The organism is Pseudomonas sp. LBUM1672, from assembly GCF_059695655.1.
Window position 1 is genome coordinate 4,391,839 of sequence record NZ_CP166781.1, and the last position, 24,572, is coordinate 4,416,410.

At 57.9% G+C, this 24,572-nt stretch carries 24 protein-coding genes; 15 read left to right on the plus strand and 9 right to left on the minus strand.

All coding sequences use genetic code 11. From position 1 onward, the window contains the following. The first annotated feature begins 265 nt into the window (after positions 1 to 265). Positions 266 to 1,159: a sensor histidine kinase gene (locus tag ACA053_RS19940; protein WP_497396212.1), complete on the plus strand. Its 894-nt coding sequence runs from the start codon at positions 266 to 268 to the stop codon at positions 1,157 to 1,159. After that, the gene (locus ACA053_RS19945; protein ID WP_109633565.1) at positions 1,156 to 1,815 is read left to right on the plus strand and encodes a response regulator transcription factor; all 660 of its coding nucleotides are present in this window, start codon (positions 1,156 to 1,158) and stop codon (positions 1,813 to 1,815) included. Before ACA053_RS19940 ends, ACA053_RS19945 begins: the two co-directional genes overlap by 4 nt. Here the strand turns inward: ACA053_RS19945 and yegS are convergent. After that, positions 1,799 to 2,716 carry a lipid kinase YegS gene (gene yegS / locus ACA053_RS19950; protein ID WP_497393500.1) on the minus strand — a complete coding sequence of 306 codons (918 nt, stop codon included), beginning with the start codon at positions 2,714 to 2,716 and terminating at the stop codon, positions 1,799 to 1,801. The genes ACA053_RS19945 and yegS overlap by 17 nt on opposite strands. 323 nt (positions 2,717 to 3,039) lie before the next feature. On the opposite strand from yegS, the gene ACA053_RS19955 reads away from it, so the two are divergent. Then, positions 3,040 to 3,348, plus strand: coding sequence for a hypothetical protein (locus ACA053_RS19955; protein WP_109633570.1), 309 nt, complete (start codon positions 3,040 to 3,042; stop codon positions 3,346 to 3,348). A gap of 67 nt (positions 3,349 to 3,415) precedes the next feature. Here ACA053_RS19955 and ACA053_RS19960 read toward each other — a convergent pair whose 3' ends face one another. Continuing rightward, positions 3,416 to 4,642: a molybdopterin molybdotransferase MoeA gene (locus tag ACA053_RS19960; protein ID WP_497393501.1), complete on the minus strand. Its 1,227-nt coding sequence runs from the start codon at positions 4,640 to 4,642 to the stop codon at positions 3,416 to 3,418. Further along, positions 4,626 to 5,165, minus strand: coding sequence for a molybdenum cofactor biosynthesis protein B (gene moaB, locus ACA053_RS19965; protein ID WP_109633573.1), 540 nt, complete (start codon positions 5,163 to 5,165; stop codon positions 4,626 to 4,628). The genes ACA053_RS19960 and moaB overlap by 17 nt, the downstream gene beginning before the upstream one ends. 81 nt (positions 5,166 to 5,246) lie before the next feature. Between moaB and mobA the strand changes: the two genes are divergently transcribed. Together mobA and ACA053_RS19975 are read left to right on the plus strand one after the other, a co-directional pair. After that, on the plus strand, positions 5,247 to 5,849 hold the full coding sequence (gene mobA / locus ACA053_RS19970) for a molybdenum cofactor guanylyltransferase MobA (protein ID WP_497393503.1): 603 nt from the start codon (positions 5,247 to 5,249) through the stop codon (positions 5,847 to 5,849). A 76-nt stretch (positions 5,850 to 5,925) separates the two neighbouring features. After that, positions 5,926 to 6,147: a YgdI/YgdR family lipoprotein gene (locus ACA053_RS19975; protein ID WP_109633577.1), complete on the plus strand. Its 222-nt coding sequence runs from the start codon at positions 5,926 to 5,928 to the stop codon at positions 6,145 to 6,147. Between the two features lie 70 nt (positions 6,148 to 6,217). On the opposite strand, the gene ACA053_RS19980 is transcribed toward ACA053_RS19975, so the two are convergent. The 3 genes from ACA053_RS19980 to ACA053_RS19990 form a co-directional block, all read right to left on the minus strand. Further along, positions 6,218 to 7,108, minus strand: a complete 891-nt coding sequence (locus tag ACA053_RS19980; protein ID WP_497393504.1) for a pseudouridine synthase — start codon at positions 7,106 to 7,108, stop codon at positions 6,218 to 6,220. Positions 7,109 to 7,179: 71 nt separating this feature from the next. Beyond that, complete coding sequence (locus ACA053_RS19985) at positions 7,180 to 7,497, minus strand: transcriptional regulator (protein WP_109633580.1); 318 nt, start codon at positions 7,495 to 7,497, stop codon at positions 7,180 to 7,182. A 167-nt stretch (positions 7,498 to 7,664) separates the two neighbouring features. Beyond that, complete coding sequence (locus ACA053_RS19990) at positions 7,665 to 7,901, minus strand: glutaredoxin family protein (protein WP_109633582.1); 237 nt, start codon at positions 7,899 to 7,901, stop codon at positions 7,665 to 7,667. Positions 7,902 to 8,107: 206 nt separating this feature from the next. Here ACA053_RS19990 and ACA053_RS19995 point away from each other — a divergent pair, with 206 nt between their 5' ends. Next, entirely contained in the window at positions 8,108 to 9,820 is a 1,713-nt protein-coding gene (locus ACA053_RS19995; protein ID WP_497393506.1) for a cation:proton antiporter, read from the plus strand. A 1-nt stretch (position 9,821) separates the two neighbouring features. Here the strand turns inward: ACA053_RS19995 and ACA053_RS20000 are convergent, their stop codons facing one another. Beyond that, on the minus strand, positions 9,822 to 11,030 hold the full coding sequence (locus tag ACA053_RS20000) for an ammonium transporter (RefSeq protein WP_109633585.1): 1,209 nt from the start codon (positions 11,028 to 11,030) through the stop codon (positions 9,822 to 9,824). A 303-nt stretch (positions 11,031 to 11,333) separates the two neighbouring features. Between ACA053_RS20000 and ACA053_RS20005 the strand changes: the two genes are divergently transcribed. The 9 genes from ACA053_RS20005 to ACA053_RS20045 all read left to right on the plus strand — a co-directional run bounded on the left by ACA053_RS20005 (position 11,334) and on the right by ACA053_RS20045 (position 23,179). Continuing rightward, a complete protein-coding gene (locus tag ACA053_RS20005; protein ID WP_109633587.1) occupies positions 11,334 to 11,648 on the plus strand; it encodes an ElaB/YgaM/YqjD family protein in 315 nt (104 codons plus the stop codon). Between the two features lies 1 nt (position 11,649). Further along, positions 11,650 to 12,039, plus strand: a complete 390-nt coding sequence (locus tag ACA053_RS20010; RefSeq protein ID WP_109633588.1) for a phage holin family protein — start codon at positions 11,650 to 11,652, stop codon at positions 12,037 to 12,039. Then, entirely contained in the window at positions 12,036 to 12,377 is a 342-nt protein-coding gene (locus ACA053_RS20015) for a hypothetical protein (protein WP_109633591.1), read from the plus strand. The genes ACA053_RS20010 and ACA053_RS20015 overlap by 4 nt, the downstream gene beginning before the upstream one ends. A 126-nt stretch (positions 12,378 to 12,503) precedes the next feature. Then, positions 12,504 to 13,667 (plus strand): EAL domain-containing protein, encoded by a 1,164-nt coding sequence (locus ACA053_RS20020; RefSeq protein WP_109633592.1) that lies wholly within the window; start codon positions 12,504 to 12,506, stop codon positions 13,665 to 13,667. A 67-nt stretch (positions 13,668 to 13,734) separates the two neighbouring features. Then, positions 13,735 to 15,066, plus strand: a complete 1,332-nt coding sequence (locus ACA053_RS20025) for a deoxyguanosinetriphosphate triphosphohydrolase (protein ID WP_109633594.1) — start codon at positions 13,735 to 13,737, stop codon at positions 15,064 to 15,066. Positions 15,067 to 15,251: 185 nt separating this feature from the next. Beyond that, a complete protein-coding gene (locus ACA053_RS20030) occupies positions 15,252 to 15,644 on the plus strand; it encodes a response regulator (RefSeq protein ID WP_497393507.1) in 393 nt (130 codons plus the stop codon). Between the two features lie 253 nt (positions 15,645 to 15,897). Next, positions 15,898 to 16,524: a response regulator transcription factor gene (locus ACA053_RS20035; protein ID WP_109633597.1), complete on the plus strand. Its 627-nt coding sequence runs from the start codon at positions 15,898 to 15,900 to the stop codon at positions 16,522 to 16,524. Between the two features lie 12 nt (positions 16,525 to 16,536). Continuing rightward, positions 16,537 to 20,181, plus strand: coding sequence for a transporter substrate-binding domain-containing protein (locus ACA053_RS20040; protein WP_497393508.1), 3,645 nt, complete (start codon positions 16,537 to 16,539; stop codon positions 20,179 to 20,181). Positions 20,182 to 20,230: 49 nt separating this feature from the next. Further along, positions 20,231 to 23,179 carry an HD domain-containing phosphohydrolase gene (locus ACA053_RS20045; protein WP_497393509.1) on the plus strand — a complete coding sequence of 983 codons (2,949 nt, stop codon included), beginning with the start codon at positions 20,231 to 20,233 and terminating at the stop codon, positions 23,177 to 23,179. Here ACA053_RS20045 and ACA053_RS20050 read toward each other — a convergent pair whose 3' ends face one another. Together ACA053_RS20050 and ACA053_RS20055 are read right to left on the minus strand one after the other, a co-directional pair. Continuing rightward, complete coding sequence (locus ACA053_RS20050; protein WP_109633602.1) at positions 23,180 to 23,662, minus strand: GAF domain-containing protein; 483 nt, start codon at positions 23,660 to 23,662, stop codon at positions 23,180 to 23,182. It lies immediately after the preceding gene. After that, on the minus strand, positions 23,659 to 24,549 hold the full coding sequence (locus ACA053_RS20055) for an ATP-binding protein (RefSeq protein WP_109633603.1): 891 nt from the start codon (positions 24,547 to 24,549) through the stop codon (positions 23,659 to 23,661). The genes ACA053_RS20050 and ACA053_RS20055 overlap by 4 nt, the downstream gene beginning before the upstream one ends. Positions 24,550 to 24,572 lie beyond the last annotated feature (23 nt).

Below are 24,572 nucleotides of genomic sequence, written 5' to 3' on the forward strand. Positions count from 1 at the left end.
ACTATCGTCCAAAACCTTTATTCCTGACCGGATAGACATATATAGCGAACGCGACCGACGGTATCTTAAGTGGTATTATGCCGACCATTAGTTGACGTCAATTAATGGCAAAGTGACTTCAGATGAGATCGGCCGATTATATCGCGGCTGTAGTTTCAACCCTGAAGGGCACTGCTAAGACAAGTCACTACAGATTTTCAGACAGAGACCCGTCAACCACGATGGCCGGTCTGCCCGCAGCGAACATCCATTGGCTCCATCCGCTATGTACGCCAGTCTCAAGTCAATCATCCTATGGCCACCCTCCCAAAAAAACGCGCGACGTTTTACGCTTCTGCTGTGTACCGGCTCGGCACTTGGCAGCTTGCTGGCCTTCAGCCTGTCTGTTCCACTGCCGGTGAGCCTGCTGCTCCTCAACATGGCAGCACTGGCCTGCATCTGGGTACAACATGGCCTCTCACGTAAATCAATAAAATTTCAGCCACAAGAGCTGGCGGACCGTCTACTGGAAGTACAGGAACACGAACGTCACCGACTCAGTCGAGAACTGCATGACGACATCGGTCAATTATTGACCGCTGCAAAACTTCAAAGTGAATGGCTCAAACGCCGGATGCCGGAAGACATGCAAGGCCAGTGCTCAGTGCTTTGCGACACGCTGGATGAAACCCTGGCCAAGGTTCGTGATGTCTCGGCCATACTCAATCCAAGGCAGTTGGCCAGTCTCGGGCTGGAGGCCAGTTTGCGTGCTCATTTGCTCAAGACTCTGGCCAATACATCGATGCACTGGAGCCTGGAATGCCATCAACGCCTGACCGGCATACCTGAAGAAATGGCGGTGGCCGCCTTTCGAATCACCCAGGAGGCGGTGACCAATATTCTGCGTCACGCCGAAGCGAATAACCTGTTGATCCGCCTGCAACGCATGCCCCAGGGACTGGCGCTGTTGATCAGCGACGATGGCATGGGGTTCGCGCCAGCAGCCGACCCCGGTCGAGAGGGACAGCGTGGAATGGCCGGGATGGTGGAACGGATCGATCAGTTGGGCGGTACTCTGGTCGTGACCAGCGAACCGGGCAAAGGCACTCAAATCGAAGCACTCTTTCCCTGGGCGCCCCGTGCGCTCGAACGGGCCAGTACGAATAAGGTTATGCATTGACTTGTAACTTACTTCTGGTGGATGACCACTCGCTTATCAGGGCCGGCGTGCGCGCTCTGGTGCTGGATATTCCCGGCTATGCGGTTATTGGTGAGGCCAATGACGGTTCGCAGTTACTCGAGATGGTCGAGAAACTGGTGCCTGACATTGTTCTGCTGGATATCTCAATGAAAGAGACCAGCGGCCTTGAGGCCTTGCAACGACTCAAACGGGTGCGCCCGCAAAGCAAGGTGCTGATCCTGTCGATGCACACCGATCCTGCACTGATCATGCAGGCGCTTGAGTCCGGTGCTCATGGCTATTTGCTCAAGGACACCACGGCCACCGAGCTGGAACACGCCCTGGATGCCTTGCGCAACAACGAACGCTACCTGAGCCCGGCCATCGCCCACACGGTCATCAACCAGGCACTGATCCGCAACCAGAAACACCAGCCCGAGCCTGCGGACTCGCACAACCTGACGGCCCGTCAGCTGGAAATCCTGCGACTGATCGTTCGCGGCAAATCCACCCGGGAAATCGCCAATGGCCTGGGCCTCAGTATCAAAACCGTTGAAACCCACCGCTCGCAGATCATGAAGCGTTTGCAGATCTACGACGTGGCCGGCCTGGTGCTGTTTGCCGTGCGCGAGCAAATCATCAGTCTGGATGATTAACCGCTCTCGAAGCGCTCAGCAGCGGCGAGTTCTCCGGCAAATGCACACGCAATGCCGCTGGGCGCGCCGAGAATCGCAGGCTCTCGCCCTCAATAGGTTCGCCATCCAGGTTGATGTAGAGGCCTTCGGAGACCTTGATCTCGACCCATGGCAGGCGAGCTCGCACAAACATGTTGTCAATGCCGAAGCCATCGGCCAGCAATGTTTTCAGCGTGCCGACCACTTCCTGCGGCGCAGGCAAGATGCTGATATCCAGCAGGCCATCGTCAGCCAGCGCCTCCGGGCATAGCACATGACCACCGCCCGCCTGCCGACCATTGCCGATACCCAAGGCCAATAGCTCACCGCTCCAATGAAAGTCCGGCCCCTGCAACTCGCCGTAGGCAGCATGCAACTCGCTGAAACGCGATAAGCCAGTGAACAGATAAGCTGCGCCGCCGAGGACTTTTTTCAGGTCTTCCGAGGTGTTCGCCGTGACCTGGCTACCAAAGCCGCCGGTGGCCATGTTCAAAAAGACCTGCCCGCCCACCTCACCCAGATCGATAGCGTGCGGGGCTGCTTCCAGAAGGTCCAGCGCCAGAGCGGGTTCCAGCGGCACACCGGCGGCGCGGGCAAAATCATTGGCGGTGCCCAACGGCATCAACACCAGGCTGGCCTGCGTCGAATGCGAGGCCATGGCTTCGGCGATATCACGCAACGTGCCATCACCGCCGCCGGCAATCAGTTGCGTATAGCCTGCATTCAGCGCCTCTTCCACCAGCCGCTGCGCGTCACCTGCCTCCCAGGTCACTCGGACCGCCAGCTCCCAGCCCTGCTGGCGCTTGTCGTCGACGGCCGCGCGGACCTCCTCGTTGAGTGCCTGCTTGCCATGCAGAATCAACAGCGCTTTGCGCTCACTCATTATTGTCGCTCCCATGTTTGGAATCCGTATGGGAGATGTTGACCTCCCCAGCTCCTATAAAAGTCGCATGGATTTGATTTTTTTTGACGCGTGCAGCCTTGAGGTCCTACAGGGCGGGACATTTTCTTACAAGATGTACGGAATCGGCTCAATTGACCAACCTTGGCGATTGGTACACCTTGGTCTCCGCAGCATCAGTCATCAACATTAAACACACAGGGATGTGCAAGCCATGAGTAGACCCTCTTCAAGGGCCATACAAAGCGCAATCAACAAAAGTGTCGGCCACCCCATGGGCATCCAAGCAAGGAGCGTTTCAGCCCATGCAAAGTCATGACATCAGGTTACCGATCAGCCAGGTCGCGCCATTGGCAGACAATCGCGCCAATCACCAGGCTGAATTCAATAACAGCGCAAAGCCCGCCGGAGGAGCTGACATGGAACCTCGCGTCATTGAACTCGAGACACACCTCAAATACATCCGAAGACACATGGAAGAGGTCCGTGGTGATGTGAAATCCATCAAACACCGGCTGGCCTATTCCGCAGGTGGAATAGCCGTAGTCCTGGGGCTGTTGGGCTGGATCGCCAACAGCCGCTTCGATCAGGTCGTTTCACTTCTGGCCCGTTAATCGCTAGCCATGCACGCAAGCCGCTGCACGATCGACCAGGGCTTGCGTGGCAAGGCTGTACCCAGAATCAGCTCAGGACTTCGCTCAGCGGAATGAAGTTAACGTAATCACCTTCGATCAACGTGTGGTCTTCCAGCACTTCAACCAGACCATCGGCCCAGGCAGCACTGCGAAGCACCCCAGAGCTCTGATTCTTGTAGATGATTGCCCGCCCACTCTCCAGGCGCCCACGCAGATACTCTCGGCGATTGCCTGCCTTGGGCCATTCGAACCCGGCCGGCACCTGAAACTTCAACGGTTCAACCTCTTTCACGCCTTGGCGACGCAAGAGATAGGGCCTCGCCAACAAGGCAAATGTAACCAGCGTCGATGCCGGGTTGCCGGGCAAACCAATCACAGGAACGCCGCGAAAGTGCCCGAACGTCAGCGGCTTGCCCGGTTTGATGGCGAGCTTCCACAGGGTCAACTCGCCCTCTTCGCGCAAGGCAATGCCAAGGAAATCGGCCTCTCCTACAGACACGCCGCCAGTAGAAAGGATCAGGTCGACATCTTTCAACTCGCCAAGGCGGGCGCGGGTGGTCGGTAAATCATCTGGAAGAATTCCGGCATCGATCACTTCACAGCCCAAGCGCTGCAACCAACTGCACAGCAACACGCGATTACTGTTGTAAATCTGTCCCGGCCCAAGGGGCTGGCCCGGTTCTATCAACTCATCACCGGTAGACAGGACCGCAACACGAACCTTGCGAACCACGTCCAGTTCAGCGCATCCCAGCGACGCCGCCAGCCCCTGTTCGATAGGTCCTAGACGTGTTCCAGCCGGCAAAACAAGTTCGCCAACGGTGGTTTCCTGGCCTTGTGGCCGGATGTTTTGACCCGGAGTCATCGTCTCGATAAAACGGACGCGCTCATCCGCCTGGACCTCGGCGTTCTCCTGCATCTCGACGCAATCAGCACCCGCCGGCACTGGCGCACCGGTAAAGATCCGGGCGCAGGTACCTGGCTTCAGCGGTTCGGGAGCCTGGCCGGCAAAAATCTTCTGGCTGACCAGCAATGGTTCTCCCGTCCAGTCAGCAATGCGCAAAGCGTAGCCGTCCATGGCACTGTTCGGCCAGGGCGGCAGATCTAGCGTCGAGACCAGGTCCTCGGCCAGTACTCGTCCTTCAAGCTGCGCCAACGGCAAACGTTCACGCTCATGTATCGTTGATGCCTCAGCCATTTCCAGCAAACGCGCCAACGCCACCTCGACCGCCATCAAGCTGCCGGTTTTACCAGGCTTACCCACGGGATTCACAGGGTGCCGCCTGTTTCAGGTGAGTCACAAAATTGCAGGGACGGTGCCGCGAATCCAGCTGTTCAGCGAGGATGCCATCCCAGCCAGTACGCACGGCGTTAGTCGAACCCGGCAAGCAGCAAACCAGCGTGCCATTGGCCAATCCCGCCAGGGCCCGGGACTGAACAGTCGATGTGCCAATGTCCGCGACCGAAATTTGCCGGAACAGCTCGCCAAAACCATCGACTTGTTTGTCCAGCAGACAGCTCACCGCTTCCGGGGTACTGTCGCGCCCCGTGAAACCGGTACCGCCGGTGATCAACACCACCTGCACGACATCGTCGGCAATCCAGCTGGCGACTTGCGCGCGAATTTTGTAGAGATCATCTTTAAGCAAAACCCGAGCGGCCAGGTTGTGACCGGCAGCGCTCAAGCGGTCGACGAAGACCTGTCCTGACGTATCGGTTTCCAGGGTGCGGGTATCGCTGACAGTCAACACCGCGATGTTAAGCGGCGCGAAAGGTACTTCAGCCTTGGCTTTCATAGGCTCGTCCAGTTGTAGGATAAACAGCCCGGTGTTATATCACAGCGCCCCGTTTTTTCGCCGCCCCCATGGAGACTTGCCATGACCTCGAATACTCAATTGCCGCCCTGCTCCATTCTGCTCCTGGCAGGTGGCCGAGGCCAACGCATGGGTGGCCAGGACAAGGGTTTGCTGGAATGGCATGGCGAGCCGCTGATAGCGCACCTGCATCGCAAGACCCGCGAACTGAGCGATGACCTGATCATCTCCTGCAACAGGAACATGGAAAAATACGCGCCGTACGCCGACCAACTGGTCCATGACGATGAAGGCGATTTCCCGGGACCCTTGGCCGGTATTCGCGCCGGCCTCAAGGCCGCACGCCACCCCTATCTGCTGGTGTTGCCTTGCGACGTGCCGCGCATCGATGCGGCACTGCTCCAGAGCATGCGCGAAACTGCCCACCAGCATCCGGACAACCCGCTGATGCTGCGCCATGACGATCACTGGGAACCGTTGCTGTGCATCATCCCCGTGGTGCTCTCGGCGGATTTCGAACAGGCATGGCACGAAGGCGAACGCAGCCCGGGACGCCTCATGCGCAAACTGGGCGTTACGGCCCTGCAATGCCCCGACAACGACCCGCGGCTGGCCAACCTCAACACGCCAGAGCTGTTAAGCACACACCACACTGTGTCAGACTGACACGAGAAGGAACTTGCGCGCGTTGTATACGTCTCAAGCTCAGTAACCAAAAGAATTCATATTCGGAGATACACTCATGACTCAACGGACCCTCGCCACTTTCATGCTCGCACTGGGCCTTGCGACCCTCGCCGGTTGCGCATCGCCTACAGTGATCACCTTGAATGACGGTCGCGAAATCCAGGCCGTCGACGCGCCAAAATACGATGACGAATCGGGTTTCTACGAGTTCGAACAGCTGGACGGCAAACAAACCCGCATCAACAAGGATCAGGTTCGTACCGTTAAAGAGCTGTAATCTTTACGGCACCACCGGATACAGAAAAGCCCGCTTTATAGCGGGCTTTTTCGTGCCTGAAGCATTGTGATCACCATTGCAGGGTGATGGTGCTCTCGAATTCACGTTGCTGGCCGGTGACCGGGTCGACAAATCGCAATCCCTGAGCCAGCAGCTTCAAGGGATTGACATAGTCATCCTCAACATCCTTGAGCACCTGCGGGTAGAACGGGTCGTTACAGATGCTGGCACCCAAAGCGGTCATGTGCACCCGCAACTGATGTTTTTTGCCGGTCACCGGGTAAAGTCCATAACGCCAGAAATCGCCGTTTTTCTCACGAACCTCGACTGCCGTCTCGGTATTACTGACGCCCGGCCCCTCCTGCATGCGAAAGAATGGCTCGCCATCGACCAGCCGACTTTTATGAACCAGTGGAAAGGTGAGTTCAGGCAATGCGCGAGCGATGGCTTCGTAGCGTTTTTCGATTTGGCGTGTAGGAAATAATGACTGGTAAGCCGAGCGGCTCTCGGGGTTCGCTGAAAATAACACCAGTCCCGCCGTATGCCGGTCAATGCGATGCAAAGGCACCAGATGCGGGTTATCCAGTCGACGGATCAACCGTCGCAACAACGTCTGCTCCACGTATTCACCAGCAGGCGTCACTGGCAGAAAATGCGGCTTGTCCGCCACCACCAGGTGGTCGTCGGCGTACAGGATCGATTCGACCACCGGGATCGGTTTTTCGTCCGGTACTTCACGGAAGTAATGAATCCGCAGGCCTTCCTTGTAACGCAGGTCAAGGGCAATCGGTTGACCTTGCCCGTCAAGCACGCGACCGCGAGCAATTCTGTCCAGCCATTGTTCACGACCGATGGCGCTGAAGTGTTCGCACAGGCAATCGAGCACGGTCTGCCACGGACCCGGCGGCAAGTAGAGCGTGCTGGCCTGATTGTGTGCAGCAGAAAAAGATGAAGTGGACATTCGAAAGCTCTGACCCTCAATGCAGGGCAGCATTATCCAACAGTGGCCGGAACGAACCTAGAAGAGAATCCTCAAGCCGGAATCTGCGCGCGCGCCGCCGCTTCAGTGAACTCCTTGAGCCAGCGCAACACATCGACCGCTTCCCAGCGACCGGGATCATAAAGCGCATACAGCAAACCCTGGTAACCCACGACATCGAGCTGGCGGTGATAACCCGCGCGCTGGAACAATGCTTCGATTTCGGCAAAACAGGTATTGAAGTGCAGTTTGTTGAAAGGGGTTTTTCCTTCCAGGACCAGACCATCCAGACGCAGCTCGAGGACCGCCTCGCGCACAACATCGACCGACATCCGGTTCACGCTGTTTTTCAATTGTTCGACATTGACCACGATGTATCCCTCTCACGCCCGGAACTGCCTGCTCAAAACTGAATACCAGAAGAAAACGGCAACATTACGAATAACTGTATGCGCATACAGTATCGAAGAGCATCGGTTAAGCCAAGGGGATAAATCGCAAAGTTCGACAGACGGGACTTAGCTACCAAAAAATCTGTTTAACGCAGGAACGCTACCACCTCATCGGCACTGAATGGCCAGCCCAGCTCCGCACCGGTATCAACCCGCCGCAACACCGGAATACGTAAGCTGTAAGCTTCATACCATGTTTCATCGTCAGCGATATCTACCAGTTCCACCAGCAGACCACGTTCGACAAACTCCATTAGCATGGCTTCGGCCAATTCACAGAGATGGCACCCAACGGTGCCGAACAACTGACATTCAGGAGGCATGAGCGCTCAACCTAAAAAATTAAGAGACTATTCTAGGCCCACCCTGAAAAGCCGTCGAGCCGTCGAGTTTCCTGCGCTGAAACACGAACCGCAATCGCGACGGCAAAACCCTGATGCATATCAGTCGCTTCAGAAGCCATTTACACGATGCTCAGGTTTTTTTTACCTCTACGCTTGAATAGCCAGCCCTATCACCGGAGTTATTAGTGTTCGCCAACCTCTTGATCATCCTCGCTTCCTCCCTGGTGGTGATTGCACTGTTCCAGCGCCTGCGTTTGCCACCGGTGCTGGGCTATCTGTGCGTGGGCCTGATGATCGGGCCGACGGCGTTCAACTGGGTGAATGAAAGCGATGAACTACCAGACCTTGCCGAGCTGGGCGTGGTGTTCCTGCTGTTCTCCCTTGGGCTGGAGTTTTCCCTCTCGAAAATGATTGCGTTGCGTCGGGTGGTGTTCGGACTCGGCAGCCTGCAAGTGCTGGGGACGGGGATAGTGCTGGGCGGCTTGTTGATGCTGCTCGGCATGGCGACAACGCCTGCGTTGTTACTCGGTGCCGGTCTTTCACTGTCTTCCACAGCCATTGTCAGCAAAGAGTTGAGCAGCCTCGGCGAGATTTTCAGCAGCCACGGCCAGAATGCCATCGCCGTGCTGCTGTTCCAGGATGTGGTGGCGGTGCTGCTGCTGACCCTGGTGCCGGTGTTCGCCGGCAACAGCGATCAGGCCTGGTACTGGGCATTGCCGATCACATTGGGCAAGACCGTTCTGCTGTTCGTCGGTCTGCTGATGGCCAGCCGCTGGTTGCTGCCCCGCCTGTTTCATGAGGTCGCCGCCGCCCGCTCTCCAGAGTTGTTCGTGCTGCTGGCCCTGGTCATCGTTTTGCTGACAGCGTGGCTGACTCACCTGCTCGGCCTCTCCCCTGCCCTGGGTGCATTTCTCGCCGGTATGCTGCTGGGGGAAAGTCATTATCGGCATCAGATCGAAGCGGACATCCGCCCGTTCCGCGACATTTTGCTCGGGTTGTTTTTCGTCAGCATCGGCATGCTGATCAACTTGCAGCTGTTTGCCAGCCACGGCCTGATGATCCTCGGCCTGACACTCGGGTTACTGCTGATCAAGGGCACCGTGGTCGCGCTGTTGGTCAAATGGCGCGGCAGCGACGGCGAGACCGCGTGGCGCAGCGGCCTGGCATTGGCTCAGGGTGGCGAGTTCTGCTTTGCGCTGATGGCACTGATGCAGCAAAACAAAATGATGCCCGCCGACTTTGGAGGTCTTCTGCTGGCCGCGACATTCTGTTCAATGCTGGTAACGCCGTTGTTGCTGCGTGCCGCACCTCACCTTGCGACACGCCTGCATCGCAACCCCAACGAAGAAGTAAAACTGGCAGAAATCAGCGCGCTCAACGCCGATTTGCACAATCACGTCGTGATCTGTGGTTATGGTCGCGTGGGTCAGTCCATCGGCCGCGCGCTGCGCAATGCGTTGCAACCTTACCTGGCACTGGACACCGACCCGGTGCGTGTCCAGGAAGCCGCCGTGGGTGAAAACTGCGTGCATTACGGTGACTCTCGGCGCGGTGAACTGCTGCTGGCGGTAGGCCTGTCGCGTGCCAGGCTGCTGGTGATTGCCGTGGACCAGACTGACATCGCGCTGCTGATTCTCCAGGAGGCGCGCCGATTGAGCTCAACGATTCCGATCCTGGTACGCACTCGGGACGACAGTCAACTGGCCGAGTTGAAAGCGGCCGGCGCCAGCGAAGTCGTGCCCGAACTGCTGGAGTCGAGCCTGATGCTCGCCTCCCACGCCCTGATCATGCTGGGTTTACCCGCGCATCAGGTGCAGGAGCGGGCCGACCAGATACGGCATGATCGCTATCGTCTGCTGCACGGTTTTTATCCCGGGAGCGGCGATGAAGAAAAGTGAGTCAGTCCTGGCTCACGGCGCCGATCTTGTGCACCGACAAGTCCGCGCCGTAATACTCCTCTTCCTGGCTCAGGCGCAGACCATGCAACGCCTTGATCGCGCCATACACCACAAAACCACCGAGGAGCGCCACGATCACGCCCAAAGAGGTCCCGATCAACTGGCTGATCAGGCTCACCCCGCCCAGACCACCCAAGGCGCTCTGGCCGAATATGCCGCAGGCGATTCCACCCCAGACACCGCACAAACCATGCAACGGCCAGACACCCAGCACATCATCGATGCGCCATTTGACTTGAGCGGCGGTGAAGCACCAGACAAACAAGGTCCCGGCGATCACGCCCGTGATCAGCGCGCCCACCGGGTGCATCAGGTCGGAACCGGCGCAGATCGCCACCAGCCCGGCCAGCGGGCCGTTATGCAGAAACCCCGGGTCATTGCGCCCCACTATCAGCGCCGCCACAGTGCCGCCGACCATGGCCATCAGCGAGTTCACCGCGACCAATCCGCTGACGCCTTGCAGCGTTTGTGCGCTCATGACGTTGAAGCCGAACCAGCCGACGATCAGGATCCACGAACCCAGTGCCAAAAAGGGAATGCTCGACGGTGCGAACGCCACCAATCGCCCTTCGCGATAACGCCCATGCCTCGGCCCGAGCAACAACACCGCCGCGAGCGCCAGCCATCCGCCCATGGCGTGCACCACGACCGAGCCTGCGAAGTCATGGAAGCTGGCGCCATATTGTTCCAGCAACCAGGCCTGCAGCCCGAAATTGCCGTTCCAGATCATGCCTTCAAAGAACGGATAGATGAACGCCACGATCAGCGCCGTCGCACACAACTGCGGGACGAACCTGGCGCGCTCGGCGATGCCTCCGGAAATGATCGCCGGAATCGCCGCCGCAAAGGTCAGCAGGAAAAAAAACTTCACCAGCCCATAGCCGTGATCGGCGTTGATGACCGCCGCCGGTTGCATGAAGGTGACCCCGTAGGAAATCCAATAGCCTATAAAGAAGTAGGCGAGGGTCGAAATGGCGAAGTCGCTGAGGATCTTCGACAAGGCATTGACCTGATTCTTTTGTCGAACCGTGCCGACTTCAAGAAAGGCAAAACCGGCGTGCATGGCCAGAACCATGACCGCACCGATAAGGATGAACAACGTATTGGAGCTATGGACCAGACTGTCCACAGCGCTTTGCAGATTTTCCATGGGGTTGGCAGACCTGAAGGCTAAAAAAGCACCAAAGCGGTTCGCGCAGGAAGTCAGTGCACCAAGTTGCGGCCCGCCGGATCAAGGTGTTGATCGCGATGAACCGCTTTGGCGCACAAGGCCGATACCCTGACGCGCGTTTTAATTGTTTGAATCAGGGCTTTCCTGAAATCATGCCCGGCAACAGCGCAACGACGCGGGCTGACGCACCATGACATAGCAAAAGTTGTACCAGTCATTTGTACTGAACCTTCACACAAGGCTCATACTCGAACGCTCAGAAGCCACTTACGGAGATCACCAATGGCCAGCATCAAAGCAAAGACTGCTCAAGAAATCCTCATGAACGATTTTCAAACACTAGTGAGCGACACCGAACGGTTGCTGGAACACACCGCAACCCTGGCCGGCGATCAGGCCGATGAGCTGCGCAGCCAGATCCACGACAGTCTGCTGCGTGCCCGCGAAACCCTGAAGCTCACCGAAGATTCTCTGCGCGAACGCGGTCAGGCTGCCGTTACCGCTGCCGAGGATTACGTGCAGACCAATCCATGGCAATCGGTCGGGATTGCGGCGGGCGTCGGCTTTTTGATTGGCCTGCTGGCCACTCGGCGCTGATATGTCTATCGGTGAATCCAGCTCGTCCGCGACGGGCACAAGCTCCTCATCGCGGCGCCTGGGTGCCGCTTTTCTTGGACTGTTGCACAGCCATGTCGAACTGTTTGGCATCGAGTTGCAGGAACAAAAAGCGCGTACCGTAAGCCTGTTGCTGTTCGCAGGCCTGGCGCTGGTGTTTGCATTGCTGTTGCTGGTGGGATTGTCGACGCTGGTGCTGATCCTGTTTTGGGACACCTACCGTTTGCCAGCAATCATCGGGCTCTGCGTGTTCTACACCTTGGCTGCAATATTCTGTGGGATGCGCCTGAAAGCGGCGATTTTCGATGAGTCCTCCCCCTTCCACGGCACCCTGGAAGAATTGGCCAACGATAGGGAGCGTCTGCTGCCATGAGCCTGCCTGAACTGCCCCATAACAGCTCGCGCACCGAAATGCGCAAGGCATTGATACGCCTGCGCATGGAAATGCATCGCCAGGAAATTCGTCACGAATCCGCGCAGCTGCTGCAACCCTTGAAGCGGGTACGCGGGATGACACAAAACCTGCACGACGGCTTCGGCATCAAGCACGCCCCGCTCTGGGGCATGGCGGCCGTGACGCTGCTCGGTTTTCTGACCGGTAAAGGCGCCAAGAGCGGCGGTACCAGCAGCCTGACTCGGCTGGTTCGCCTGGGCACAACGCTCGGGCCCTTGATCAAGTTGGTCATGCAGGGTTCTTCGCGCAAAGACTGAATAGCCACTATCTGGCTGCATTCTTGCAACACCACCGGGATTAACCTCTTTATCGAGAGGTTCAATCCTGTGTGCCTACCCGGTAAGCGGGTTAATCCAAAAACAAGACCTTACTAAGGAGGCCTCGTGATCGACGGGCAACCGCTCGCCTGCTTTCAGCCATTTATCGATACCGCCACGGGCCGTATTGCGGGTGTGGAAGCGCTGGGTCGACTCCGTCAGTCCGACGGTCAACTGGCCTCGGTAGGACCGCTGTTCGCCGATCCGCGAACCCCCGCCATCGCCCTTCGTCGTCTTGATCGCCAGATACGCGACAACGCTCTGAGCCGTCTGCATGAAGCGCCTGCGGACTGGTTTCTGAGCCTGAACATCTCACCGCGCTGGATCAGCCGTTTACGGCAGGACCAGGCGCTGCCGAGCCTCAAGCAAATGAGCCGGCACAACGTCGATCCGCAACGCGTCGTCTTTGAGATCACTGAACTGGGCGGCAACATCCAGCGCTTGGCCGAGGTCGTGGCCCGTTACCGACAGGCCGGGGCACGGATCGCCATCGATGATTTCGGTGCCGGCTACTCACAACTCGATCGCGTGCTGGCCTTGCAACCGGACATTCTCAAGCTCGACATGCGATTGTTCCAGGCCGCTGCACTGGGCGGCCCCAGTAGCGACGTGGTGAAGGCCCTGGCGCAAATGGCCGAGAAAACCGGTTGCTGGATCATCGCCGAGGGAGTTGAAACAGACGCTCAACTGAATTTCGCCCTGGAATGCGGTTCACGTTACGTGCAGGGGTTTCTGTTCGCCCGGGCGCAGGCAGACTTCTTTGCCACCGACGCCTTTGTCGAACGTTTCGCACAACTGCGCCAGCGTTATGTTCAGCAGAAACTGGGCGAGCGCGGACGACTGATGATCATGCGCCAGCAACTTTGCGAGTTGATGGCCATCCTCCAAGCCTGGGCCCTGGCCCGCGCGCCACTGAGCGCGCTGCCACAGCTGCAGGCATTTCCCTGGCTGTTGCGTTTCTATCAATGCGACCGTCACGGCACCCAATTGACGCCCAATCTGGAGTGGCGCAACAACGGCTGGGAAGCCGATAACCGCTACCTGGGCCATAACTGGTCGTGGCGGCCCTACTTTTATCACCTGCTGGCCGAGGGCTGGGACGAGCGGCGCCTGACACTGTCCACGACCTACCGCGATGCCACCAGTAATCAGTACTGCCTCACCGCCGGGCAATTTTTCGACAACGGCGAGCGACTGCTGCTCATCGACATCGACGCCGCCGGGCTCTAGTTCCGCTTGCAGGCACCGGCATGAACCCGGAAGCTAGAGGCTCAGTCACCTGACGGAGAGTCCAGCCTTGGATTGGCAAACCCTGCTTACCCGCGAACGCCTCGGAAAGCCTCTGCATAGCCCGGAAGAACTCGGCCGCAGCCCTTTTCACAAAGACCACGACCGCATCATTTTCTCGGGTGCCTTTCGCCGCCTCGGACGCAAGACTCAGGTTCATCCGGTCACCAGCAACGATCACATTCACACGCGCCTGACCCACTCGCTGGAAGTCAGCTGCGTGGGCCGGTCGCTGGGCATGCGCGTCGGCGAAACCATTCGCAGCGCCCTGCCCGACTGGTGCGAACCGAGTGACCTGGGGATGGTGGTGCAATCGGCTTGCCTGGCCCATGACATCGGCAATCCGCCCTTCGGGCACTCCGGCGAAGACGCAATCCGACACTGGTTCCAGCAGGCCGCGGGTCGTGGCTGGCTGGACGGCATGAGCGAAGTCGAACGCAACGACTTCCTGAATTTTGAAGGCAACGCCCAAGGCTTCCGGGTACTCACCCAACTTGAATACCATCAGTTCGACGGTGGCACCCGGCTGACCTACGCCACGCTGGGCACTTATCTGAAGTACCCGTGGACGGCAAAGCATGCCGATTCATTGGGCTACAAGAAGCACAAGTTCGGCTGCTATCAAAGCGAACTCCCGCTGCTGGAGCAAATCGCCCTTAAACTCGGCCTGCCGCAACTGGAGGAACAGCGCTGGGCGCGCCATCCGCTGGTGTATCTGATGGAGGCCGCGGACGACATTTGTTACGCGCTGATCGATCTGGAAGATGGCCTGGAGATGGAGCTGCTGGAATACGCCGAGGTAGAGTCTTTGCTGCTCGACCTGGTGGGTGACGATCTGCCGGAAACCTATCGCCAACTGGGCCCTCAGGATTCGCGCCGGCGCAAACTGGCGATCCTGCGAGGCAAGGCCATCGAGCACCTGACCAATGCCGCCGCCCGGGCCTTCGTCGAGCAACAGGACTCGTTGCTGGCAGGCACATTGCCCGGTGATCTGGTGGAGCACATGCATGGTCCGGCCAAGCGCTGCGTGTTGAATGCCAAGGACATGGCACGCAAAAAGATTTTCCAGGACAAGCGCAAGACGCTGCACGAAATCGGCGCTTACACCACCCTCGAAATCCTGCTCAACGCGTTCTGTGGTGCCGCACTGGAACAACACAACGGTCGAACGCCGTCTTTCAAGAGTCGCCGTATCCTCGACCTGTTGGGCAATAATGCGCCCGATCCTCACGGGCCTTTGCACACCTCGTTCCTGAGAATGATCGACTTCATCGCCGGGATGACCGACAGCTATGCCAGCCAAATGGCCCTGGAAATGACCGGTCGTTCAAGCCACGGCTGACAGTGCATCGATCAGCCACGCCATATTTTTTGCATGGCTGATCGATTTTTTGCGTATTTTTCAATTCAATCCCGACGTCAACAGAATTGCCCTACACCTTGTGCAGAGCCGACTGATCGCCTGAGCGGTCTGATCGCGAAATAATCATGCTCCCTCTGCTCCATAGATGAAGCATGAAAAATCTTATGTCTGAACACGATTGGCGCATCCTGCTGGTGGAAGACCATCCCTTTCAGCTCAGGGCAACCCAATACCTGCTGGAGAGTTATGGCTTCACGCAACTCACCGCAACTGACAGCGCCGAAGCCGCCATGCAGCAAATGCTCAAGGCGTCGCAACCCTTCGACATCCTTCTGTGCGACCAATGCCTGCCCGACCTTCCGGGCCTTGATTTGATCGAATTCGCCAGTCAACGGGGAATGATCAGAAAGGCAATACTGCTGAGCAGTCTGACAACCCTTGAATTGGACGGTCTTGAAAAAATGGCCGGCGAACACGGACTGCCCTTGTTGGGTTACTTGATCAAGCCCCTGAAACAATCAGACTTTAGAAACTTATTGACCTCGGCCCAACTATAAAAAAAACAACAAAGTATTACTACGAAAATATTCAAGCACTTATGTAAAAGCTTTAAACCGATCTTTCCTACCCGCCGAACATACATACAAGAACTGAACGGATCCTCATGCAAAACCTAGTTGATCCGTAGTCCGATTCTTTTTACGCCGTAGGATTTGTCCTATATTGCCCCTATAGGTCCGTCAGTTCATGCCCCCCTCAACTATCTGAGCTAAGGTGCGCGCTTTATCTGAGCGCGTATGGGATTTGATTATGAACTCCGTTTTTATTGTCGACGATCACCCCGTCATCCGTCTTGCCGTCCGAATGTTGCTCGAACATGAGGGTTACAAAGTCGTCGGCGAAACTGATAATGGGGTCGACGCCATGCAGATGGTTCGTGAATGCATGCCCGACCTGGTCATTCTCGACATCAGCATCCCCAAACTGGATGGTCTGGAAGTTCTCTCCCGTTTCAACGCAATGAGTTGCCCCCTGAAAACACTGGTGTTAACGGCCCAGTGCCCGACACTTTTCGGGATCCGCTGCATGCAATCCGGCGCATCTGGGTATGTCTGCAAACAGGAAGACCTGAGTGAACTGGTGAGCGCGATTAAAGCCGTACTATCAGGTTACAACTATTTCCCCAGCCAAGCCTTGAATCCTGTTCGTGCTGACGATGAACGATACGCTGACCTGGAACTGTTCAAATCGGTCAACGACCGAGAGTTAATGGTATTGCAACTTTTCGCGCAGGGCCGCACTAACAAGGAAATTGCCAAAGGTATGTTCCTGAGCAACAAGACTGTCAGCACTTATAAAAAACGTCTCATGCAAAAACTCAAAGCCAAATCGCTTGTTGAACTCATTGATATGGCAAAACGCAACGCGTTAGTGTGAGAGAGAGACAGGATGCCCAGTCGTTTAAAGGATTATCTGACACTGCTGACCGCGGGCTTATGCCTGAGCACCTCAGTGCACGCGGAACAGACTGCAAGCGAGCATTACACCCTGCTCAGTCGCTCAATGAACGGACACATGGAAGTCCAGCTGGATAAATCACAACAACAGTGGCTTAACAATAAGCGTGAACTGATACTTGGCACTTCCGCCCCCGACTATCCTCCTTTCGACCTGACCATCAGCGGCCGCGACTACGAAGGCTTCACCGCTGATTACGCGGGCATCCTGGGCATGGCCACCGGTTTGCCAGTCAAGGTTCAGCGCTACGCGACCCGGGGAGACGCGATCGAGGCGCTGGAAGAAGGTGTGGTCGACATGCTCGGTACCGCCAATGGTTTTGAAGCCCGCAATGCCGACATCGTACTGTCCACTCCCTATGCCGTGGATCAGCCGGTTCTGGTGACAAGGGTAGGTGAAACCAGATCGCTGAGCGATGGCCTCGCCGGGCTACGGCTGAGCATGGTTTATCACTATTTGCCGCTGGACGAAGTCAAAGCCCTTTACCCGAAAGCGATCATTACCTCCTATCCTTCCTACCAGAATGCAATCAATGCGGTGGCTTTCGACCAGGCCGATGTTTTTCTTGGCGACACCATTTCCACCCATTACATGATCAACAAGGGCTACCTGAACAACATCCGCATGGCCAACTTCGGTAAACACGAAGCCCACGGATTCAGCTTTGCAGTGCATAAGGACAACCCGGATCTGCTCGGGATCATCAACGCCATCCTCAAGGCCACCCCTGCCAGCGAGCGAGAAAACATCGCCAAACGCTGGAGTGCGGGCAGCGACATTCTCCTCACCGATCAGAAACTGCAACTCACTGACCGCGAAGAACGCTGGCTGACTCGACATCCGGTCGTACGCGTCGTGGTCAATGAGGCGTTGGCGCCGCTGACTTTTTTCGACAGCGACGGCAACTTTCGCGGAGTCTCCGCCGACTTGCTCGAGCTGATCAGATTGCGCACCGGTTTGCGTTTCGACATCCATCGCAGCCGCAACGATGACGAGATGATCGAGCAGGTCAACAGCCATCAGGCCGACCTGATTGCCGCACTGCTCCCCAGTGCGCAACGGGAAACGCTGCTGAACTTCAGCCGCCCTTATCTGGAAAACTCGGTTGTCCTGCTGACTCGCAAAGCAGCCAGCAGCCCGTCAAACCTGACACAGCTGACGGGCAAGCGCGTTGCCATCGCCCAAGGCAATCCAATGGCGGATTACCTGCGCCGCGAGTTCCCGCACATCCAGCTGATCGAAACGCCGGACACCTTCAGTGCCGTGGAGTTACTCGCCGAGGGTCAGGCCGAAGGTGCTGTGAGTTCGTTGGTGATCGCCAACTATTTCATCTCATCGCGGATTTTCGAGCACACCCTTCAGATCAGCACCACCATCGGCACCCGACAAGCCGCGTTCTCCCTGGCGACCGGGCGCGACGCAGAAGAGCTGGCTTCGATCCTCGACAAGGCATTGCTGAGCATCGCACCAGAGGAACTGGGCATTATCAACAGCCGCTGGCGAGGCTATTCATCGGCATCGCAAAGCACCTGGCGCAACTATCACCGGGTGTTCTTTCAGATCATGCTTGGTATCGGTTTGCTGCTGCTGATTTCCGTGACCTGGAACGCCTACATGCGTCGCCAGATCAATCAGCGGCTGGCCGCGGAGCTCGCCCTGAACGACCAACTTGAATTCATGCGGTCACTGGTCAACGGAACGCCTCATCCCATCTACGTGCGCGATCGTCAGGGTTTGTTGCAAAGCTGCAATGACAGTTACCTGGAGACCTTCAGCGCCAGACGCGAAGACGTGATTGGTAAAAACGTCGTGCAGGGCAGCATGAGCAACTCATTTGAAGCTCAGGAATATCAGGCGGACTACCAGCGCGTCGTGGCCGAAGGTACGCCGCTGATTCTCGACCGGCCAATGCATATCGGTGGCCGCATGCTGACGATTTATCATTGGATACTGCCCTACCGGGATTCCAGCGGTGAAGTGCAAGGCATCATCGGGGGCTGGATCGACATCAGCGAGCGGCGACAACTGTTCGATGACTTGCGTGCCGCGAAAGAGCGTGCGGACGAAGCCAACCGCGCGAAGAGCACCTTTCTGGCGACCATGAGCCATGAAATCCGCACGCCGATGAACGCCATCATCGGCATGCTCGAACTGACCCTCAAACGTATCGATCACAGCCACCCGGATCGCCCGGCCATTGACGTGGCCTATCACTCGGCGAAAGACCTGTTGAACCTGATCGGCGACATTCTAGATATCGCACGAATTGAATCCGGGCGGCTGAGCCTGACCCCGGAGCGCGTCAACCTCAAAGAAACCGTGGCCTCGGTGGTGCGGATCTTCGACGGACTGGCCCGCCAGAAAAACCTTGGCCTTCGGCTGGACTTCAACCCGGCAGAACCGCTCACCGATGTCCTGCTGGACCCGATGCGCTTCAAACAGGTGCTGTCCAACCTCGTCAGCAACGCCATCAAGTTCACCGAACAGGGTCAGGTCCGTATTGTGGTGGAGCTGTATCCATGCGACGAACCCGACCGGGTGCTATTGCAGTTGCAGGTTCAGGACAGCGGAGTCGGGATCAGTGAACAGGATCAACGCCGCTTGTTCGAGCCTTTCGCCCAGGCGGATCACTCCACGCAATCCGCCAGAAGCGGTGCGGGATTGGGCCTGGTGATCAGTCGCAATCTGTGCGAGATGATGGGCGGCAGCCTGCAATTGAGCAGCCAGACCGGTGTCGGCACTCAAGTACAGGTCTCACTGAACCTTGCAACGCTGCCAACCGAGCGGGTGACGGAAGCCGTCCAATCGCCTATCCCTGCAAACGCGGCTGCGCTGAACGTCCTGGTGGTCGACGACCATCCCGCCAATCGCTTGCTCATGTGTCAGCAACTGGAATTCCTGGGGCATCAGTTCAGCGCCGCAGAGGATGGAGAGGCTGGGTTGAGTGCCTGGAAAGACGGGTTGTTCGATCTGGTGATCGTTGATTGCAACATGCCGATCATGAATGGCTACGAACTGGCTCGCTCCATTCGCCAACATGAACAGCAAATGCAGTGTCGGCCTTGTACTGTGCTGGGATTCACCGCCAATGCACAACCCGAAGAAATACAGCGCTGCAAACAAGCCGGAATGGACGACTGCCTGTTCAAACCCCTCAGCCTCACTGCCCTGAGTCAATGGGTTGGAGATATCGCGCCGGTGCTCCGCGACCCGGCCTTCAGCCTTGAAGGGCTGCATCTGTTAACGGGCGGCAATCCGAAGCTGGACCAACGATTGTTGTCCGAACTGCTGAACAGCAACCGTCTGGACCGGCAGGAGTTGCTGGCGTTATCTCCCTCACAGGACCCGCAGTCCTTCATCGACGTGGCCCACAAAATCAAGGGCGCTGCGCGAATTGTCCAGGCAGGCCGATTGATCGACAGCTGCGAAGCACTGGAAAACGCCTGCCATGAAGTGTTCCACCCTGACGAAGTCGTCAAACGCACCAAAGCCATGGAGCGCGCGATGCTCGAACTGGAGCAGGCGTTGGAGCAACAGATTGGTCACAACGACAGAAGCAGAATGATGGAGCCTTAACTATGCTTGGACGCTGAGCAGTGTGTTAAACATCATGGAGAGACCCGCAATGCCCAGCCCACTGCGCCCGGATCAACGCCGGTTTCCCCTGCACATCCATATCAGTGTGATGTTCACCTTCCTGTTATTGCTGACCGGCGTGGTGCTGGGTATTTTCAACTATGGACAAACCACACAGATCATTCTTTCCAGCAGTGAAAAGCTCTTCAACCGCATCGAGCAGGAGGTCCGCCTGGACCTGCAAGGCACCTACGAACCGATCCGCCATCTGCTGAGCCTGTTGGCGGACTACCCGGCGACCCGGGCATCGGATCTGGAGCAACGCCTGGCGTTGCTCAAACCCTTCAGCCAGTCGCTCAACGACAACCCCAACCTGGCATCGTTATACCTGGGCTACGGTAACGGCGACTTTTTCATGGTTCGCCCCCTGCGGACCGCTGCCTTGAGAAGCGGGTTGAAAGCCCCGGAGACAGCGGCGTTTCAAGTCTGGAGCATCGAACATGACGGCAGCAGTGGTCAGATCCGCTCTCAATCCCTGTTTTTTGATCAATCCTTGACGCTTATCAACCGCTTGGACAATCCCGACGAAACCTACGATCCCCGCACCCGCGCCTGGTACTCCAGCGCCCTCGGCGACGAGGACCAGATCACCACCGAACCGTACGTTTTTTTCTCCACTCGCAACGTCGGCACCACCCTGGCCCGGCGCAGTGGTGAAAACGCGGTGATGGGCGCCGATCTGACGCTGGCGGAACTGTCAGCCACCCTGGCCAAACATGTGGTGACGCCCCACACCGAAATCGTGCTGTTCGATGCCCAGGGCAATGCCATCGCTTACCCCGACACCAGCAAACTGATCATCGATGACCAAACCGCTCACCTGAACAAGGCGGCCGACCTGAGCCCAGGCCTCGGTGCCCTGCTTTCCAATCCACCCACCGGCAATCGCCTCGACGCCGCCGGTCGGCAATGGATCGTGGCGCGCAGCAGCATGTCGGAGGGTGGCCCCCAGGGACTGCAACTGGCGTTGCTGGTGCCAGAAGACGAATTGCTCGCCGATGCCTACCGCATGCGTTGGCAAGGCGCGCTGATTACCCTCGCGACATTGTTGTTGTGCCTGCCCGTGGGCTGGTTGACCTCAAGGGTCTTGGTCAAGCCGTTGCGCGCACTGGTACAGGAAGCCGATGCGGTGCGCAGTTTCAATTTCAACTTTCCGGTAGGCCGCAGTTCGCCGGTGCTTGAAATTGATCAACTGAGCGTGTCGATGGCGCGCATGAAGGACACCCTCGGCAGTTTTTTCCAGATCACCGATAGCCTGAGCGCCGAGACCCGCTTTGTGCCGTTGCTGCAGCGGGTGTTGTTTGAAACCGTGAAGATCGGGCAAGCCCAGGCCGGCCTGATTTACCTGCGCGAACGTGACAGCGATCGCATGGAGCCCCAAGGCCTGGTCATCAATGACACGTCACAGGCGTTGCCCTCGTTCGGTGTTCAGGGACACGAATTTCAGGATCCGCAGAGCCCTCAGTGGTTGCAGCAGTTGTCGAATACCGACAATGTCGTCACCAACCTGGGTTTCGAACAGGCGGGGGATTTGCAGAAAGTAATGCTCGCGCTGGAATGCCCCCGGGTGCACCTGATCGGCATCCGGCTGCACAATCGGCACAACGAAACCGTGGGCCTGTTGGTCCTGTTATTAGCCGACAGCGGTACACAACGTGACCTGGAAAAATTGCGCCCGGACCGCATTGCGTTTCTCCAGGCTGTTTCCGGCGCGGCCGCCGTGAGCATTGAGAGCCAGCGCCTGCAAGCCAAACAGAAACAACTGCTGGACGCCTTCATTCAGCTGCTGGCCGGCGCGATCGATGCCAAGAGTCCCTACACCGGAGGTCACTGCCAGCGAGTGCCGGAGCTGACCTTGATGCTTGCCCAGGCGGCGGCTGCCAGTCAGGCCCCGGCCTTCAGCGATTACCAACCGACCGAAGATGAGTGGGAAGCGCTGCACATTGCGGCCTGGCTGCACGACTGCGGAAAGGTCACGACACCTGAATACGTGGTCGACAAAGCCACCAAGCTTGAAACGCTGAATGACCGCATCCATGAAATTCGCACCCGCTTCGAGGTTCTCAAGCGCGATGCCTGGATCAACTATTGGCAGGCTATCGCGCTGGGCGGTGACGAGCAGCACCTGGCCGAATTACGCAATGCCAACCTGGCCGGGCTGGATGATGATTTCACCTTCGTCGCCCGCTGCAATCTGGGCGCTGAGGCCATGGCCGAGGCCGATCTGCAACGTCTGCGCAGTATCGCCGAACGCAACTGGACCCGAACCCTGGACGATAGAATCGGTGTGTCCTGGGAAGAAAACCGCCGCCAGGCACAAACTCCGGCACCGACCTTGCCGGTCAGCGAGCCGCTGTTGGCGGACAAGCCCGAGCACCTGCTCGAACGCGCCGAAAGCGAGCTGATCCCGGAAGATAATCCCTGGGGGTTCAAGCTTGATGTGCCGCGCTACAAGTACAACCGGGGCGAGCTCTACAACCTGAGCATCGCCCGGGGCACGCTGACCCGCGAGGAGCGTTACATCATCAATCACCACATGGTGCAGACGATCCTGATGCTCAGCCACTTGCCCTTCCCCGGCCACCTCAACAACGTCGCGGAAATCGCCGGCGGCCATCACGAAAAAATGGATGGCACCGGTTATCCGAAACAGTTGAAGCGCGAAGAAATGAGCCTGCCGGCACGGATGATGGCCATTGCCGATATTTTCGAGGCACTGACCGCTGCCGACCGCCCCTACAAGAAGGCCAAGACCTTGAGTGAAGCGCTGGGCATCATGGCTACCATGTGCCGCGACGCCCATATCGATCCGGAGTTGTTCGGGCTGTTCATCAACGCCGGCATCTACTTGCAGTATGCCGACCGGTTCCTCGATCCACGACAAATCGATGCGGTCGACCTGTCAAGCCTGCTGGTCAAGGCCGGCTTGAGGGCATGATCAGCAATCGGTCAGACGCAGGAAAATTGCCGCCAGTTGTTCGATACCGGCCTGATCGTCAGCGGTAAACCGCGCAAGTTTCGGACTGTCGAGGTCCAGCACGCCGATCAGGCGACCGTCCTTGACCAGCGGCACGACCAGCTCGCTGTTCGAGGCGCTGTCGCAAGCAATGTGCCCGGGGAACGCGTGAACGTCCTCGACCAGCTGAGTCTGCAAAGTCGCCGCCGCTGTCCCGCACACGCCGCGACCGAACGGAATGCGCACACAGGCGATCTGCCCCTGAAACGGGCCGAGCACCAGTTCTTCATTACGATTGAGATAGAAACCGGCCCAGTTCAGGTCGTCGAGCTGGCTGTACAGGAACGCCGAAAACTGCGCGGCGTTGGCGATGAAGTCACGCTCGTCCGCCAGCAACGACTCTAGCTGCGCCCATAACATGCCGTAACCGTCCAGGCCTTGGCCACTCTTCTGTAAATCAATCATGCTTTGTGCTCCAAAAGCTTGAGCCCCACCCAATAGCGGGCAAATTGATACGCGCAACGTCCATTGCGGTTGCCCCGGCCGGTTGCCCAGCGCACGGCGAGGATGTCCAGTTCTTCGTTGCGCTGCCACTCAAGGCCGGATTTTTCGGCCAATTGACCGATCCAGTGCTCGACGACGTCAAGGAAGTGCTCTTGAGTAAACGGATAGAACGACAGCCACAATCCAAAACGGTCCGACAGCGCGATCTTGTCTTCCACCGCCTCGCTGGGATGCAGCTCGCCATCGACCCGTTTCCAGTTTTCGTTATCGCTTTCCTTTTCCGGCACCAGGTGGCGACGGTTGGAGGTGGCGTACAGCAAAACGTTATCCGGCGCCTGTTCGAGAGAGCCGTCGAGCACGCTCTTGAGCACGCGATAGTCGCCTTCGCCCGATTCAAACGACAGGTCATCGCAGAACAAAACAAACCGTTGAGGCAGCCTGGCGATCTGTTCGACCACACGCGGCAGGTCCGCCAAGTGATCGCGCTCGATCTCGATCAACCGCAGGCCGGCCTTGGCGTGCTCGGCCAGCAAGGCGCGCACCAGCGACGATTTGCCGGTGCCGCGCGAGCCCCAGAGCAACGCGTGGTTGGCGGGCATGCCATCGAGGAACTGCTGGGTATTTCGCCCCAGTTGCTCCACTTGCCGGTCGACACCGATCAGGTCGGACAACCGTGTGTCGAGGCTGACCTGCAGCGGCAGCAGAAAACCGCTGCGGCCCTCGCGCTGCCAGCGCGCGGCCAGGCATTGCGTCCAGTCGATGGCTTGCCGAGGTGCAGGCAAGAGCGGTTCGATACGGGCCAGGACGGCATCGGCGCGTTCAAGAAAAGCATTCAATCGGGAATCCACGTCTTCTCCTCGGGCACGTTCAC